15 protein-coding genes are annotated in these 17746 nt (G+C 42.6%); 5 read left to right on the top strand and 10 right to left on the bottom strand.

What is annotated here, in order from left to right; genetic code table 11:
- Positions 1-183: 183 nt before the first annotated feature.
- The 4 genes from G6N79_RS04890 to G6N79_RS04875 all read right to left on the bottom strand — a co-directional run bounded on the left by G6N79_RS04890 (position 184) and on the right by G6N79_RS04875 (position 6608).
- Complete coding sequence (locus G6N79_RS04890; RefSeq protein WP_103905480.1) at positions 184-1293, bottom strand: FecR family protein; 1110 nt, start codon at positions 1291-1293, stop codon at positions 184-186.
- A gap of 39 nt (positions 1294-1332) precedes the next feature.
- Complete coding sequence (locus G6N79_RS04885; RefSeq protein WP_103905481.1) at positions 1333-1878, bottom strand: RNA polymerase sigma factor; 546 nt, start codon at positions 1876-1878, stop codon at positions 1333-1335.
- A 267-nt stretch (positions 1879-2145) separates the two neighbouring features.
- A complete protein-coding gene (locus G6N79_RS04880) occupies positions 2146-3630 on the bottom strand; it encodes a RagB/SusD family nutrient uptake outer membrane protein (protein WP_103905482.1) in 1485 nt (494 codons plus the stop codon).
- A 17-nt stretch (positions 3631-3647) separates the two neighbouring features.
- The gene (locus G6N79_RS04875; RefSeq protein WP_103905483.1) at positions 3648-6608 is read right to left on the bottom strand and encodes a SusC/RagA family TonB-linked outer membrane protein; all 2961 of its coding nucleotides are present in this window, start codon (positions 6606-6608) and stop codon (positions 3648-3650) included.
- Between the two features lie 579 nt (positions 6609-7187).
- On the opposite strand from G6N79_RS04875, the gene G6N79_RS04870 reads away from it, so the two are divergent.
- Both G6N79_RS04870 and G6N79_RS04865 read left to right on the top strand, forming a co-directional pair.
- Positions 7188-8057, top strand: a complete 870-nt coding sequence (locus tag G6N79_RS04870; protein WP_103905484.1) for an AraC family transcriptional regulator — start codon at positions 7188-7190, stop codon at positions 8055-8057.
- 97 nt (positions 8058-8154) lie between these two features.
- Complete coding sequence (locus G6N79_RS04865) at positions 8155-8499, top strand: hypothetical protein (RefSeq protein WP_103905485.1); 345 nt, start codon at positions 8155-8157, stop codon at positions 8497-8499.
- A gap of 553 nt (positions 8500-9052) precedes the next feature.
- Here the strand turns inward: G6N79_RS04865 and G6N79_RS04860 are convergent.
- The 4 genes from G6N79_RS04860 to G6N79_RS04845 form a co-directional block, all read right to left on the bottom strand.
- Entirely contained in the window at positions 9053-9295 is a 243-nt protein-coding gene (locus G6N79_RS04860) for an Ada metal-binding domain-containing protein (RefSeq protein ID WP_103905486.1), read from the bottom strand.
- A 2-nt stretch (positions 9296-9297) separates the two neighbouring features.
- Entirely contained in the window at positions 9298-10011 is a 714-nt protein-coding gene (locus tag G6N79_RS04855) for a 2OG-Fe(II) oxygenase (protein WP_103905487.1), read from the bottom strand.
- Positions 10012-10152: 141 nt separating this feature from the next.
- The gene (locus G6N79_RS04850; protein WP_160003654.1) at positions 10153-11277 is read right to left on the bottom strand and encodes an acyltransferase family protein; all 1125 of its coding nucleotides are present in this window, start codon (positions 11275-11277) and stop codon (positions 10153-10155) included.
- Positions 11278-11558: 281 nt separating this feature from the next.
- Entirely contained in the window at positions 11559-13868 is a 2310-nt protein-coding gene (locus G6N79_RS04845) for a tetratricopeptide repeat protein (protein WP_103905489.1), read from the bottom strand.
- 187 nt (positions 13869-14055) lie between these two features.
- Here G6N79_RS04845 and G6N79_RS04840 point away from each other — a divergent pair, with 187 nt between their 5' ends.
- The 3 genes from G6N79_RS04840 to G6N79_RS04830 all read left to right on the top strand — a co-directional run bounded on the left by G6N79_RS04840 (position 14056) and on the right by G6N79_RS04830 (position 15762).
- The gene (locus G6N79_RS04840; protein ID WP_103905490.1) at positions 14056-14631 is read left to right on the top strand and encodes a Crp/Fnr family transcriptional regulator; all 576 of its coding nucleotides are present in this window, start codon (positions 14056-14058) and stop codon (positions 14629-14631) included.
- 62 nt (positions 14632-14693) lie between these two features.
- A complete protein-coding gene (locus G6N79_RS04835; protein WP_103905491.1) occupies positions 14694-15320 on the top strand; it encodes an FMN-dependent NADH-azoreductase in 627 nt (208 codons plus the stop codon).
- Positions 15321-15354: 34 nt separating this feature from the next.
- Positions 15355-15762 (top strand): nuclear transport factor 2 family protein, encoded by a 408-nt coding sequence (locus tag G6N79_RS04830; protein WP_103905492.1) that lies wholly within the window; start codon positions 15355-15357, stop codon positions 15760-15762.
- A gap of 41 nt (positions 15763-15803) precedes the next feature.
- On the opposite strand, the gene G6N79_RS04825 is transcribed toward G6N79_RS04830, so the two are convergent.
- Both G6N79_RS04825 and G6N79_RS04820 read right to left on the bottom strand, forming a co-directional pair.
- A complete protein-coding gene (locus tag G6N79_RS04825; RefSeq protein WP_103905493.1) occupies positions 15804-16787 on the bottom strand; it encodes an aldo/keto reductase in 984 nt (327 codons plus the stop codon).
- A 103-nt stretch (positions 16788-16890) separates the two neighbouring features.
- Positions 16891-17700, bottom strand: coding sequence for a M90 family metallopeptidase (locus tag G6N79_RS04820; protein WP_103905494.1), 810 nt, complete (start codon positions 17698-17700; stop codon positions 16891-16893).
- Positions 17701-17746 lie beyond the last annotated feature (46 nt).

Raw genomic sequence — 17746 nt, 5'->3', positions numbered from 1 at the left:
AAATGAAGGTGCTTGTCAGTCGAACGCTTCTTTTAGAAAAAAATCGAGCCGCACAAACCCTTACTGCTGAAGTAAAGCTGTTAAATTTCATTAATTTTGAGAGTTGATATATGATTTATGTTCCAGTATTTCATTTATTGCATGAAGAGTCTCCCAGGGTCCAAGCTGGGAGGCCTTATGCTTTTATTTCTTAAAAACTTTTATTTTCTTCTTACCTCCTTCCGAAATAACTTCATATTGGATATCAAAATAATTTAACTGCGCAAGCGCTTTATAGGCATTGAGCGAGCGTTGAACATTCCCCCAAAGTCTTGTTTTTGCTAATAGATGTGGATCAACGACCTCGATTTCAATAGCATACCAGCGTTCAAATTCCCGGAGTACCTCTATGGCCGTTGCGTTCTTGAAAATAAATTCATTGGAAAGCCAATCCAAGATCAGGGACATGTCTGCATCATGCACGCTAAGGCCGGCCTTGTTGCTAACGGCCTGTTGGTTCTTTGCCAAATACACCACCTGCTTGGCAGCAGAGACTTCCACAAGCCCAGATGCCACGGATGTTTCCTCCCGCCCATCTGCATCATAGGTATTGATATTGAAACTCGTGCCAAGCACCTTCACCCGCTGATTCGGCGTATGAACGATAAAAGGGTGTTTTTCATCTCTTTTGACATCGAAGAACAGCTCCCCGCTCATCTGCAGTTCCCTATGGAGGGCAAAATCGGCCCGGAATCGCAAGGTGGAATTGGCATTCATCTGCACTTTACTGCCGTCCGGAAGTTCCACTTTCATGGTTCCACCCTTGGGCGTGGTCAATACATGATACTGAATAGCTGCATTGCTTTCTTCTGCAGACAGTTTATCGAACAACGTCCGTTCCCCCAGGCGTACGGAGGACTGGTCGATCTTTAGGAAGTCACCATCCTGATTCAGGTTGAATTCCTCCCCAGATGCCAATTTGAGCACGGCGCGATTACCCGCGGGCGCAGCAATTATGGAGTCCATTTGGGCAATATGCTCTTCTGCGATTTCCTGGTTTGAAAATTTGGGAATGAGGAAGAATGCACCGATAAATAGGGCGGCGAGGGCAGCCGTAGCCACGAAGATACGTCTCGGCATCGAAACGGGTCTTTCCACTTCCTGCTCCTCCATGTGGGCCGTCCATTTGTCAAGCCAGTATGCATATTCCTCCTCAGGAAGCGTTTTCAGCAGTTCCCGAAAGCAATCGATATCGGCATCAGTAGCCGCGTTGCGCTGGATCTTGGCAAAAAGGTGTTGGATAGTATCGCTCATCTATAGAAGAGACACCAACCGCCACAAAAAGGACACCTCCTATTGGTATTTTTTTACGAAAATTTCGAAAAGGGATTTTACGTGCTTGAAATGCTTCTTCACCATGGATTCGGAAAGCTTCGTTTCCGTGGCGATTTGCTTATTGGACTTGTCATCAAAGATACGGCCTTCAAAAATTTGCCGCTTTGTTGGACTAATGGCCATCATCTGATTTTGGAACAGTGCATAATGTTCTTTAAAAATCAGTTTGTCCTCGGCTGTCTCTTGTTTGGGAAGGGTCTGGAATTCCTGTTTCATGCGTTCCACCACCAAGACGTGTCGGTGAATATTCAGCAGTTTATTTTTTGCCGTTTGAAGCAGGTAGCTCTTTACATTGCGTATATTCACGGCTCGCTCACGGCGCTCCCAGAATTCAACAAAAACCTCCTGGACAATTTCCTCCTCACTGACCTCCATCGTAATGAATGGGCGGCAATACTGCAACAAGATCGGTTGATAATGACGGTACAAAGTATTAAAAGCACCATGATCACCATCAGCAATTCTACGCAACAACAACAGCTCTTGTTCAGGTCTCAGTTTCATAAGGCGAATCCTTTATTAGGACGACTTTATTATAATTGATTACAATGTTAGGTTTCTAAAGTTAAATAATAATTACCATGGAATTAACAAATCTTTAATGAAAATTCGGAAATAGGGAATATAATTAAATTTAAAAAGGTTAAATCATAGGTTCTTCCGTCATTGTTACCCTACCCAAAACCTAAAAAAAGAACCCCACCGAAATGCATCGGTGGGGTCCATCTAATTAAACATCGTAATGGCATGAACCCACTACATCGCTTTATATTACCAGCCTTTATTCTGTTCTATATTCGGGTTGGCCACATCATCGCGATCCGGTATGCCCCACACGAATTTATCATGGTTAGCAGGCACCGTTTTGGAGTCAAATTCAGGTCCGACCTGGATCAGATCCGAGGGCTGTTGTGGATTTCTTCTCGTAAAACCTTCGCCCCAACGCTTCAGGTCGTCCAGTCTAAATCCTTCAAAAGCCAATTCCCTGAAACGCTCTGCTTTTATTTCTTGCCAAAGGGCATTTCCAGAAATCGAACTTAGTGCTTTCAATCCTCTGGCCGTCCGTAGGGTATTGAGGTGCGTCAGGGCGTCCGCTGACGACGGTGAACCTTTATAGGCAGCTTCTGCAGCAATCAGGTACAGTTCCGCGACACGGAAAATCTTTGGTGTATGCCTGTAGTTGGTGGTTCCTTGGTAAAATTCCGGGTTTCCGGGATATTTATTCACTACGGTTACCTTATAATCTCGACCGTTGTATGGCATAACGACATCTTTCAGAAAATAGATCCCTTTACGGAAGTCACCATCTTCATACGCATCATACACCCATTGGGAAGGGATGTAAGCTGGGCGGTATTTATTTTCTTTTGGCATATAGCCCAGATAAATTGAATTGGCATTTGCTCCTTCATCAAAGGATGTGAATGATGCAAAAATCACTTCATTGCCGGCATCATTGTGCCACATTTTCTTAAGATCTGCTTCTGTTTTATACAAGGTATAGTTCCCTTTTTTCAGCACTGTTTCTGCTGCAGCTTTCGCTCCATTCCAGTCACCCATCGCTAATTTTACCCGGGCTTCCAAAGCATGTACCACGTCTATGGTAAATCGATTCGCATTTGGCTTTCCCGGAATTGCGGATAGATTTGTTTTGGCAATGGCTATATCCGCAAGAATTTGATCAAAAGTTTCCTTCACTGAATTCCGCTTCGGCATGGCATTTATATCGGGCGCTAATATCAATGGCACTCCCAAATCGGTATTGGCAGTGGTTGCGTTATAGGTCTTTGCAAATCTGTTGACCAACATAAAGTAATAATATGCGCGGGCCAAATGAGCATCGCCCTTATATGCCTTGAACTTTTCGGTTTCTTCCGCATTTTTAGGGGTGATTTTTTCAAAACCCTGAATCGCGGTATTCACATTGCTCAATGCGCCGTAATAGCCGGCCCACACATTACTAATTTCATAACTGTCTGCCAGAAAATCATTCCAACGATGTACGGCTCCATAATTGTTACCATAATCTATTACCGCATTTAACTGATCGGCCTGAACATCTGGGGACATGATATAATGACCGTAGATCCTTCCGCGAAGGTCGGCATAGAAACGTGTATCCCATTTTTGCGCATCGGAAACCGACGTAAATGACAGTTCCGTATCAATAACATTATAGGGTGTCAGGTCAAGGTTACAGGAAGTGATAAACCCAATGGAAACCAAGCCTAGTATGAATATATTTTTTAGTTTCATAAAAATAGAATTACGTATTAAAACTGCAACTGAATACCTAATGAGGATTGTTTTGTATTTGGATTTACCCCGAGCGCCAAGTTGGAATCCACTTCCGGATCTGGGCCCAGGTATTTAGTTTTCGTCCATAGGTTTCTGCCAACATAATACACAGAGGCGCTCTTAAAGAATTTTTGACCGCTCAACAGCTTCTTTGGAATATTATACCCAAAACGCAAGCCCTTTAACCGTAAGAAGGAAGCATCTTCGAGTAAACCCGTATCAAATTGATGCACCTGTCCGAATTTCGGATATCTTGTTTGATCTCCAGGTTCTTTCCAATAGTCCCTAACCCCTCTAATCTGATTGTAGCCCCTGAATTGATATGGATTACTAAAGAAATACAAATCGTTATTGATCATATATTTCCCCTTTACAAAAGCAAAATCCATATCCAGATAAAAGCCATTGTAGCCTGATGTGAATCCAAAACCACCCGTAAATGGCGCATCTCGGCGTAAACCCGTACTTTGCTGGAGATCTACCGCATTAAAAGTTGTGGTCACATTATTCGGATCAAAGTTAGAATCACTTATGTTCTCTCCAGGGACATACCATTGCATCAATCCATTGTCTGGGTTAACACCCGCTTGAACGGGGAAGAAAAACTCTACCGGCTTTCCCACAGCCCAGCTTAAGCCCGTATTCGGCACAATCCAATATTCCTTATCCTGGAAGAGTTCCGTAATCTTTTGCTGATTATAATTGAAGTTTACATAAGGTGTAAAGTAGAATTTTTCACTACGGAAAGCATTTGCCGAAAACTGCACATCAATTCCTTTGTTTTCCAAAGACCCCACATTGCTCGTGATGCTTGAAAAGCCAGAAGTATATGGATAAGGCACAGATACCAGCATATTGTCGGTTACCCGCTTATACACTTCCACGTCCAGATTGATTTGATTGAGGAAGGATGCCCGAACCCCCAAGGTCGTTTTTGTCTGTTGTTCCCAGGCAAGATTTGGATTCCCTGGAGATGAAACACCCCATCCTGGAGCACCATCATAATTAATAGATCCAACCGTAGCTAAAGACTGGTAATTACCGATTGCCGAATTACCTTGCGTACCAATGCTTGCCTTAATTGTCAAATCCGTCAACCAGGAAACATCCTGAAGGAATTTCTCCGACTTGGCTTTCCACGAGACACCGGCAGCCCAGAATGTTGCTTTTCTGTTGTTTTTACCAAAGCGTGAAGAGGCATCAGTTCGCAAACTTAAATCCAATAGATATTTGGCATTATAGGAATAACCTAAGCGTCCAAAATAGGAATTGTATGCATATTCGGATTTCGAACTTCCGACACCACGACCATTCGCAATGGTTTGTCCCAATAACGTCAAGCGGTCATCTGTCAATCCAGATCCGGATGCGCTGAAAGAGGATTCATCGTAATCCGTCGCTTCCTGACCGATCATCATGGATATGTCGTGCACATTATGGATCAACGTCCGATAATCGATCGTGTTGGTAATTGTTTTTAAGATTCCTGTTTGGTACTCTTCACTTGCCGAACCATTGTTTAGGTTGCCCAAATAGGAAGGCAAACGCAATGCACTAATTCGATAATCAAAATAGTCCATACCTGCTGTTGATTTCAAAGTCAGGCCCTTGTACGGCTGCACCTGTAGGAAAATCGTCGGGTTGAACTGTTTGTTCACGCCTTCGTTCAAGTTTTTATCGGCAAGGTATTTCGGCGAATATGCATCCAAACCTGGTATCCGCTCTTCGTAATATTCATTTCCGTTTTCATCGAACGGTGAGTACCAAGGCAAAGCCATTAAAGACAATGCACCGTTAAGACTATTTCCACCATACGGATTGGACATCCGCTTATCATATCCACCAGAAAGATTTAAACCAGCTTTTATCCAGTCATTCAACGTCGCGCTTAGATTACTGCGCAAGGTAACCCGATCGAAATTCGAACGGTACATAATCCCTTCCTGATCATAGTAGGCCGAACTGATGTAATATTGCATTTTTTCGGAACCGCCTGAAATATTCAAGTTATACTGATCCAACCCGGTATTTTTCTTGTAATAATAATCTCCCCAAACGGTCTCATTATGTCCAAAGGTCTGGTTTATTTCATCGATTTGCGCTTGCGTCCGAAAACCTGTTTCCAACCAGTAAGCCTGCAATTCTTTACTGTTCATCATTTGATCCATCATATTCTTCGTGGCTAGGTTGTTATACCCTTTCATAGCGCTTGCAGTGATCGTTGCCCGCTCCGAAGCCTTTCCTTTCTTGGATTTGAAATAAATCACCCCATTTGCTGCCCGGGAACCATAGATGGAAGTAGCAGAAGCATCCTTTAACACTGTAATACTTTCCCAGTCATCAGGATTGGTTGACAAAATAGATCCTGATCCCACAGGAATTCCATCGATGACGAACAAAGGGGTCGAACTTGCTCCCAAGGACCCTGATCCGTGCAGGCGTATGGACTGCGTTGTCGAAGGTTCACCGTTGCTGGTCATTACGGATAACCCAGGAACCTTACCCTGCAAGGCCTCAATAGCATTTGGCGCAGGTTTCCCTGCGATATCCTTTGCCCTAACGGTCACTTGCGACCCAACAACAGAACCGATATTATTACCGGAACCATATCCCACGACAAGGACCTCATCAATTGAACCCTCCTCGGCTTCCAATTGGATATTTATCGTACTCATCTTCTCTACTGTGATGGATCTTTCTTTATACCCAAGGGATCTAAATACGATGACATTACCCTCTGCCGCACGGATGGTGTAACTTCCATCAGCATCCGTTTGTGAACTTAAATTTTTACCCTGAACTCTTACAGTGACATTTGCAATAGGATTTCCATCCGCTTGAGAAGTTACCCTTCCAGAAACCTGAAAGTCCTGCCCATAGGAGACGGAAATAAGAAGCAAACATGTAAAGAGAAAACTGAATAGTTTTTGCTGCATAACTTTACTTAAATTTTTAATAATTGTTTGTTAATGATTTTAAGGACCGGTCAAATCCTATCACCATAATTAGATTAATTTCTTTACAAATATAACAACAGTTTTAAGCTTTTTAACATTTATTGAGAAATATTTTAAATTAAATAGTTGTAAATAATACATATATTTTATAATAACAACAAAATCAAAACTTTAATGAAGTATTGTAAACAGAGTATTTCAAATATTTTATTTTTTTATTTTTATAAATAATATTCAATACAATTAAATATTAACATTAATAAAATATTATATACTTTCAAGATAATAGCAAGAATTTTATTTAGCTTTTGAAATTAAAATCGTTAGGTTGCATTCATATTTTAGCTGTGTGAATAAATATTTATTAAATATTAGGAAGCATTAAGAGTCAAAACAATTTAAAATTATAGATGACTATGCACCATAGTTCCAAATGACTGCATTATGAATTATTACACAAAACGATCGCATGATTATGCAAAAAGAAATTATAATTGTATATTTTAAAACAAATTAACAACCAATTAATATCGATAACTTACGGGGCTGTCTACACACATGGGGAAATTTTCGAATTACAAAGAATTACACAGAGACCGATTTGGATTGCAGCAGAAAGATTTTGTGCATGCCGAGAACTTAGCACGCCGAAGCAAATTCTACAGCTGGGATGTCCAGAATCACACGCACAAGGATATCGTTCAATTATTTGTCATCTGGTCTGGCTCGGGGATATTGACAACGACAAATGGACGAAAAGAACTGCATGCCCCCTTTATTGTTTTCATACCGACCAATACCCTGCACGGCTTCAGGTTCAAAGAGGATTCCGACGGAGATCTGTACTCCATAAACGCCTCCTTCTTTGAAAAAGAACTTGCTCAACCTCCGCTGAATGACCACATTCTGAAAAACTTAAGGCATATTGAATTTCAGGATTCGCCGCACTGGCAGGAAATTCATTTTCTAAACTCCCGTATCCAGACTGAGCTTTCCGATATCAACAAAAATCAACAGGCGCTAACCGCTCTACTCTTCCTGATCTTGCTGCAGCTATACCGGTCTACGGAAAGTACCAACAAAACCAGCGAAAACCTGGATCAGTACACAAGCCAAGTCCAGCATTTTAAGCGGCTTGTCCGATCAACCATCAAGAACGTTTCCCGCGTCCAGGACTATGCTTCCAGAATGGACATCAGCCATGTGCACCTGAATAGGATCTGCCATCAGGTGGAACATAAAAACGCATTGCAGATCATCCATGAGCTACTTATTGAGGAAACAAAGGAATACCTTATAAATTCCAATTTTACGATTGCCGAAATCGCCTACCTTTTCCATTTTAAAAATCCAGCCCATTTTACGCGCCTGTTCAAAAAAATTGCCGGCGTTACCCCCAAAACATTCAAACAAAATACTGAGCACTAAGGCATTGTCCAGATTAGAAAATACCAACAGCTAGGTATTTGACCTTCTCTTTTCGCTGGTTATTTTTAAGCTATATTATTAACCCAATTACAAACACATGGAAAATTTAGAACGGGAATTTCCCGAATTTGTAGAAAACGAAAATGTATCCGATGTCTTAGATGCTCGTGACACAGAGGAGAATGCAATGCGCGACGCCAAGATGATCGAAGGTAGCGTCTGTGGTCCACACGGCTCCCGAATGCTATATGCCAGAAACACCGGCACCACACGACCTATTGGCATCACCGTGGAAATTAAATGGATATACATGAATCAACAGCGCACTGAAAGCCGGGTGTACACCATCTACCCCCAACAGCAGGAGTATCTTGGCTGCCCAATTCCAGGTCCGACCATGCAACGGTTCGACTATAAAATTGTCGCAGCTTGGTATATATAAACCGTCCAATTAGCAAAAAAAACACAAAACAATTCAAAACACCATTAAAACACTGTATTTCATTTACTTACGACAATAAATAACCTAAATCCCTTGGCATTTTGGTAAAAATTCCTTGGGACCTTGTCTGAGGTGAGAGCGTGGTCAGAGCGTGGTGAGAGCGTGTCTATAGCACGTCTGCACCCCGGTTAAACCACGCTCGCACTACGGACGGACCTTAGACAACGTCTAGCTATTGCTTACGACCATTTTGTGCGATCTATTCAAATGTGAAAATGGCAGAGTTTACAGGTATTCTTTATAAAATTGGCGGGCCGAGAGCGTGTTAAGGATAATAATACGGCATACCGTATGCGTTACCTTGTCTGAAACTGCAAAATGTAATCCTGAAAAATAGCTTCAAAAGCTTATAAATGGAATAGTATTTAAAGATAAAAATTTAAATAGACATTACCCTCTTCTTAATTGCAACATGTATCGATAAAAGAATTTCAACCTATCATCAGCAAGGCATCATGGTCAAGGAATAAAATTTTGATAATTCAACTGTATTTTAATTTTTGGCCATCCATTTCAGATATTCCTCGCGCATGCAATGGCCACAGGGCCGGTACCCAGCTTCGATTGCTTCCCCTATAGAGACGAAGAACACCCTATTTTCACGCTTCATGCGTTTTCCGGAAGTGCAGGACAGTTTTCCATATATTTTGAGCTTTCGATTACCACCGAAATTGACTTTACCTTGCCGAATCGCGACTCGTAATTCATCATCCTGTATTGCTGCATGCCAAATCATGATCAGGAAATGGCATCATGAAAAATAACACCCAGCGTATAACGCTCGCCTGAATGAACCTCACTGACACCATGTTTCATGTTCACCCGGTAAAAACCCCGAGCTCCCTTCTGCGGCTTGAAGTTCGTGGTAAAGACCAGCACATCCCCCTTGGAAGGCTGCAAAACAATGGCTTTCGATTGCGCCCTCGGAACCTGCTGGGTCAGGACAAATTCTCCTCCTGAATAATCTTCCTCCAGCTCGCTCAGCATGACCACCAACTGCATGGGAAAGAAAATCTCTCCGTAAAGATCCTGATGCAACGTATTGAATCCACCTTTACCATACCGCAGGATCAACACCGTCGCCTGCTCCTGTCCCGCTTGGTGGCATTGAGCAAGAAGCTCCTCATGAGCCGACGGAAAAACTGTCTTCAATCCCAATTGCTGGAACCATTCATTCGCAATTCCCGCAAGCGCTGGATAGATCTCCTTCCTGAGGTCCTGGATAATCTGGGGAAGTGGATATCTAAAATATTTATACGCACCCAAACCGAAACGATACCTCTCCATCACCACCGTTTTCCGAAAATTATTTGGATCTGCATACGTTTCTTTCAAAACTTCACATTCAGTTGGCGTAATGAGTTTAGGTAATACCGCATACCCATTGGCATGCATCTGCTCAGTAAAATTATCCCAATTTATCTCCTTGATTCTGTCGGCAATAGCTTTCATTTCCGTGTGTTTTAGGTGAATGGATCTTATTATCCAACACGTAAAAGTTGGAAAAGTTAGGGTTTTAGAAAATCCGAAACATGCTGAATTGCATGTTAAGCGCAAGGGCCAACAATATTTAGATATACTTTCCGATTCCCCTTACGCCTCCACCTTATCCGATTTGCTTTCTGCAACGGGAGTGACAGGGCCGTAATAATTGGGGAGCCTACCGCCAAGAGAAAAAGCGAACCACCTCGGGATTATCTTCATCAGGATTTTATAGATCACCGTGCAAATCACCATACACAGGACAGGAATGATAAAATAGGCAATCAACTTGCCCCAGCCTGCACTGAAAAAGGATAGACCGAAGAACCCACCCTTTAGCCAGTTGATGATATAGATCTCATGGGCGGCATAGATAAAAAAGGAAAGGGAACTATAGCCCATTAGCTTTTTACTCCAAGCTGGCTTGGTGTCATAGAGGAGGTTAAACAGGTTGATAATGGAAAAGACACCAAAAAAGATAAACGGTCGCAGATAGTACTCCTGATCAGGCAGTCCGTTGTGCTTAAGGGATAGCACCAGGAAGACTAGCGTTAGGATGTAGGCTGGATATTTAAACTTGTCAAAAAGGGCAAGGACATCAATCTTCTCCACGGCGAAATAAGCACCTAGGGTAAAGAAGAAGATCGCCGTTGTGCTGAGACCGGGAACCTGCGATTCCACCTGCAGAAAATACAGCGCAGCCAAACCGATCACGCCAAAGTATTTCGTATAGCGGATGAGCAAATAAATAAGGGGTGACAGGATCATCATACAGAGCAAGTCGCGCACATACCAGAGCGGGAAATTGATCGGCAAACCCCAGAAGAGATCATAAAAACTTGACCCCAAAATAAAATCATAACTTTCATCCGGCCCCAAACCTACCTTCATGAAAACATGATGCTTGATGAAAACGGCCAATATCAACATCACATTCCATACGATAAATGGTACCAATAGCGATTTGACCTTTTTAAACAACTGCGTCCTGTAAAAGGTGACAATGTCATCCTTAAACTTATTAAAGAAATAAAAGCCGGAGATCAAAAAATAACACCGAACAGATAACTTGGCAATATTGTGCGAAAACATTTCCGAAATCAGGGTATAGATATCATCAGGGTTCCTGCTGAAATTTATTTCGGGAAGAGTAAAGGGTACAAGATGGGCAATGACCACCAAAAAAATTAGTGGCATGCGCATGGAATCTATTACCCTCGACAACTTTTCGTTCATAGGTTGCATTTTGTTTTTTGGGAACAGAACTGTATCGCCAGACAGTTTCTATTCCAAATGCAAAGGTAGGATTAAAAACTTTTACCATGGCTTTTTCTTCATATTGGTTAAATCCTTGTAGCAATAAATTGATATACATGGCACAACACCTAACACCAACCATGTAAAATACAACCGTCACTGACCGGCTTTTAGCGTAATTTTTAACCAAATAAAAACCGTATATCCCCTTTTCAAAAGGGGGTATACGGTTGCACACATCACATGAATGAAATTAGCCTTTAAAACCCAAACTTGGACAGAAATCCAGGTTTCTTCCAGGTCTGTTTATAATGGTCGGCTATTTTATCGTGGTCATCAAATGACAGCACATAATCCAAAACCTTATGCGCTTCTTTCAAGTTCCCATGTTGGTACAATGCTGTAGCCTGGGCGAGATAAACACCTTCAGAATCGCTATCGTAAGACCAATTCTCCTGATTGTAAATCGATTGGAAATGACTCACCAATGATTCCATACCCTCCAAATCTCCGGATTTACTCAACAACTTCACTCCATAACTTAGCCATATTACATACTCTGTGGATTCGAGGGATTGTTCCACAAAACTATCGTATTCCGAGAACAGGGCAGCGCCTTCCCGGTATTGGCCAATCAGAAAATGACTTTTTACGATCATGTAGAGTGTTTTTGCCTTATCGAAGTCATTGATCAGAAAGGCCTGCTTGTTTTCCATATATAAGCGTGCGGCTCTATTCACCTGTTGGTAATCCTCCTGTTCATTGTAAATCTGCATCAGGTTGTACTGCGGATTTGCCTCATCTGGATATTTTGCGGCAATCTCCTCATAGTACTGTTGTCTAACCGCTGCTGGTTTATGCTCGTATTCCTGGTACAGCAGGGTCTCAATCGTATTCTTTGCAGCTTCAAAATCCCGAAAATCATAATCGGAAATATCTGGGTTCTCTTGATAATGATCGTAGATCGCAAACAGGAGGTCTTTTGCATGGTTAAGCTCTGTTTCCTCATCCCCCAACTGATGATTTACGATCACCAAATTCGCTTGCATCTGCAGATATTTATAATAGGAAGCCGTTTCCTGGTTATACTGATCAAAATAGGTTTGTAGGGCTTCTTGGGCAGTCAGGTAATCATTGGACTCTATGGCTGCCTCCACTAAGCTGTAATGAAGTTCCTGGAATTCGGCATGTTTCAAGCCTTCCTGAGCAACTTCTACGGCATCATGGTAATTTCCCTGTGCTGTATAGGCTATAGCCAAGTTATTGCAGCACATTGCCCAGCAATGCTCATCCCCGAACAGGTCGCTTTCATATTTGTCCTCTTCAAAATATTTTCGGAATGCTTCAAATGATTGCTGGTAAATCATCACATCCAGATTCCGCAAGGCTTCCTTCACGGCACTCTCTTCCATATTCTTCAGGAAGGCATCCAAGTTCACGCCTTCGTTATACAGATCTCTCGGAATATCCTTAAATTGAGGAACCTGTTCCTCAAGCGTACCATTGGCCAGGAATCGGGACTCGACCATCCTTCTCCAGGTGGTCACTTGCTGCTGGATGGCCAATGCATTTCGAAAGTAGGATACAGCTTGGTCAAAATCCCCCTGTTCATACAGATAGGTTCCGGCAAAATGGAAGGCCCCGTAGGTATTGGGATAGCGCTGTATGATTTCCAAGGCATGTTGATAATAATAATCCTCTGCTATCTGTAAGCGTTCAGGATAGGCACGCTCCACCAAGAGTTGAAAATAAAGCACATCGGTCGGATGGAACCCTTTATCGATCAGATCAGAAAACCGCTGATGCCATTTGACGAGGCCTTCCTGAATCTGGTCGTTCTCATCATCACCCCTGACAACCTTGAGCAAGATTTTAAGCGCGAGATCAAAATTATTATGTTCCTGCGCAATCTCCGCCAGATCAAAGTACTGTCCGGCATGTCCTGAAACGAAACGCGGTAAACCCGTTTCAATAATTTCCAAGATGTTGCTCTCCATAGCCAAATCTTTGTTTCGATCCAGGAGATAGATCTTCTTCATCCAAGTAATGGATATATTTCTATCTTTTATGTCCCGTTCATGCTTGAAGAACACGTCAAAAAAGGCGATTGCCTGATCTAATGCAAGCAGTAGTTCTTCATCATCTCCTAAAGACTCATGGATACGAATCAGAAAATCATAGCCATATACGGCATGTTCTTTTACTGCAATTAGATCTTTGGCATACCCAATAAATTCATCCTTATTCTCGGCGGTCACATGCTTTTTCGGTCGTGCGATTTGAAAGAGGTCATATTCATTGCCCAAAATATAATTGAGTATATTGAATCGTGCCCGTGGATTTTCAGGCTCTAAGGGGATCATGGAACGCAACAGGGGGATTACCTCTGCTTGCAGGGTCTCATAAACCGCTTCATGCCCATTTGGGTAAGCCAGGTCATGCTTCGCTACAGCCAACAAGAAAATAACTTCAACATCCCCGGGATGGTCGATTAAATAGTGAACACAGCCATCGATGCAGGCCGCCAATTCTCCAGAATAAAATAATTGTTCTAAGTCGTCGTAATTCATTAAGAAATAAATAATAGCTGATTATCAATATGTATGGCCATCCTTATTCATAGATTAATGGTTAAGCAAATTACAAATTTTAACGACTATTTCAACTCCTGTTTTTCAGGGATTTTGTTGTGCAATTCACATTTTTCGTTAGGGTCAAGATGGCTGATTTTCCAGATTTTCTTTAGATTTATGGGTAATGATAGAGCGATTGCTAGAAAACATATCCCGTATTGTCTCCCTAACGCTTCCTGAGCAAGAGCGGCTGCGCACTTTTTGGACGACGAAGACACTTCCTAAGGACAACTACCTGTTCAGGATGGGCGAAATCTGCACACACGACAGCTATGTGGCATCAGGTCTCCTGAAGGCCTTCTATATAAACCAAGAATCGGGAAGAGAGGAAATTCTTTTCTTTGCCGCAGAAGATTGGTGGGCTACGGACTTGGCAAGTTTCGCAAACCAGCAACCCTCGCTATATGCTATTCAAGCTCTGGAAACCACTACACTCCTCCAGATCAACTCACGCCAATTTGAAGAAATGTTAGGGGAAATCCCAAAATTGGAGCGCTATTTCCGCATTATTCTACAGCAGTATACAGCCTCCCTCCAGCACCGCATCGTTCGCAATCTATCGTATTCTGCAGAAGAACGATATATTGATTTTTACCAACGTTATCCAGTTTTAACAAAGCGGGTACCACAATATTTAATCGCCTCCTACCTCGGCGTGACACCGGAATTCTTCAGCAAACTAAGAAGCCAAAACCGCTAGGATTTCTTAATCTAGATTAAGAATTAAAACATAAGGTTCGGATATTTTTGAAAAAAAATAACATGAAAAAAGTTTTAATTATTAATTCCAGTGCCCGGATCACCAATTCGCAGAGCCGTGCGATGACAGCCTTATTTCAGGAAAATTGGCAGCGACTATATCCTACCGATCATTTTATCTTTCGTGATCTTGGCATAAACCCCATACCTCATATAGATGATGCTTGGATTAAGGCATCCTTTACCAAAGTATCCGATCGGAATGCAGAAAACCAAGCACCATTGGCACTCAGCAATAAACTGGTCCGTGAACTTAAGGAAGCAGATATCATTGTATTCGGCCTGCCAATGTATAACTGGGGTGTCCCAAGTGGGGTGAAGTCCTATATGGATCAGATCATGCGCATCAATGAAACGTGGAAATTCGAATCTGGGGAACCCGATGGCAACTATGTGGGACTGTTGTCCGGAAAAAAGGCCTATATCCTATCGGCTCGGGGCGATAATGGTTATGGATGTGGCGAACGGAACGAACACATGAACTTTCAATCAAAATATGTGGAGACCATCTTTCGGATTATTGGTATTGGCGAAATTGAAACCATTTCCTTGGATAGTGAAGAATATGGTGGTGAATTGTTCCAAAAAGGCAAAGAAAGGATTACCGCGATGATTAAAGCAATAAAATAATTCCTTCATCTTGAGATATTTGCTATTTTTAGGAATGGCAAATCAGGACGTAAACCATGGTGCCGATCCTAGGGAAGGCATCATCAGAAATTACATAGCAGGGTATAACGCCTATGACTTGGTCCGTATGACCGAGAACCTGGCCGACAACATGATCTTCGAGAACATCCAGGCAGGAGTAGTAACGGATTCATTGGAAGGTCGGGATGCCTTTTGGGAACAAGCGAATTCGGCGAAAGATTTCTTTTCGCAGCGGAAGCAGACCATTACAGGTATTCGCTATTTCGAGAATTACATTGAAGTAGATATTGACTATGTAGCTACGCTAGCGATGGACCTTTCCGAGGAACATAAGCAAGGTGACCAGATCAAACTGCAGGGCAGATCTATCTTCGAATTCAATGAGGACGGCAAGATTTCCGTCATTCGGGATATTAGTTAAAGATCAAAGGCCTCGAAATCGAGGCCTTTGATCTTTAAGAATTAGAACGCGTCAACGACCGCGCTGATAAAATCAAACTCTTCATCCGTAAGGAGGATATCCATTGCTTTCGCATTTTCGACAGATTGCTTGGCGTTTCTTGCGCCTGCTAAGGCCACGGTAATCCCAGGTCTATCCACCGTCCAACGCAGTACCAATTGGCCCAAGGTAACCCCTTTATCATCTGCCAATGGCTTGATTCGTTCCAAGAGTATATTTGTGCGGTTTATAAAATCAGGTTGGAAGTGTGGTAATTTCGCACGATGATCGCCTTCCTTGAATTCATAACCCGGATGGATCTTCCCGGTCAACAAGCCCCTTTCCATTGGGCTATAGGCCAACACCGCTTTATTGTGCTTGATGCAATAAGGTACGGCATCTTCCTCAACCGCGCGGTTGACCATGCTGAAAGGAATCTGATTGGATACCAATGGAACAGTCATTTCGGCTTCTGCCATCAACTGACTGGTATAATTACAGACGCCGGCGTAGCGTACCTTCCCCTGTTCGATCAGTTGGACCACAGCTTCAAATGTCTCATCCAATGGTGTTGTTGAATCAGGCCAATGGATTTGATACAGATCGATGTAATCTGTTCCCAATCGTTTGAGACTCTGCTCACACTCATGGATAACACTTTCCTTACCTGCATATTTATAGATCTCGATATCGTCGCCATTGTTCATTTTGCTATGAAAGGCAAAGTCTCCTTTTGCCAAATCCCAACGCATCCCAAACTTGGTCAAGATTTGCGTCTGATCTCTGGGGATATTCTTTAATGCTTCGCCGACAATCTCTTCACTGGTTCCCTGTCCGTAGATCGGCGCTGTATCAATACTCGTGACGCCATGCTCAAAACTGGCTATAATGGCTTCCACAGCATCCTTCCGATCGGTCGAGCCCCACATCCAACCGCCTGCCGCCCATGCGCCAAAAGCAATCACTGAAGCATTGATCTCGCTATCGCCTAAATTTCTATATTCCATATCTCTTTAGTTTTCGTTTATATGTCTATATGTTTTCCCAATTTGAAAACCCCAGTTGGAACCTTTTGTTCGCTAAAAATTCAGCTTCCCTTCAGCACCTTGCTTAAATCGGTTCCTTGATCGTCTTCTTACCGACATAAATCTCATCAAGCAATTCATACAGTTCGGGATGATCGGATTTGAGCATTTGCGGTTTCTGAAAGAAATACTCTGACACCACGGCCAGAAATTCAGCCGGGTTGGTAGCGGCATAGTCTCGGATATCAGACCGGTCCCGTCGAATTGCAGAAATAGTAGCATGCATCTCATCGATCCAAGGCTTGATGAGTTCCTTTGGAATCAGATATTCCGGCACGCCGTCCACATCTCCATCTGCTTTATCGATCAGATGCACGAATTCATGTATGGCGGTATTGCTGTTTGCATGCTGACTGAATCCACCCATGAGTGCTTGAAGGGAAATGATCATCTTACGGTGCATGGCACCATCCCCGACCATTCCCAGGATATTGCGGTCAGCATCCTCTGTACCATAGCGTTCATCAAAGGTTCCGGGATAAACCAGGACTTCATCTAAATTTTCATAGGACCAGGTATTGAAATGAAAGAGCGGAATGGTTGCACTGGCCGCTATTAATATCCGATGTTCATCGGTAATCACTGCTCCTTTCTCCGGTGAGATTTTGGTGGTATGGAGGAAATAGGACACACGTTGAATAAAGTCCTCCTGCTGCCCTTGTTTGAGTTTATTGAAAAAATCGACCTTTGCATGCAGCACCTCCCGAATTGTATCGATGTCCGGAATGACGGCATTGACTACTTTTTTATTCCCTACATTTTTCAGAACATAATAGATCAATCCACATCCCGCAACGAAAAGAACGATCAGCACAATAATATTATACATTTCCATAAAGCAACAGCATTAAACGACCTACACGAATATACAAAATCTGAGG

The organism is Sphingobacterium lactis, from assembly GCF_011046555.1.
Lineage (GTDB): Bacteria > Bacteroidota > Bacteroidia > Sphingobacteriales > Sphingobacteriaceae > Sphingobacterium > Sphingobacterium lactis.
Note: the sequence above shows the minus strand (reverse complement) of the source record. Positions and strands in the feature narration are given on the sequence as shown.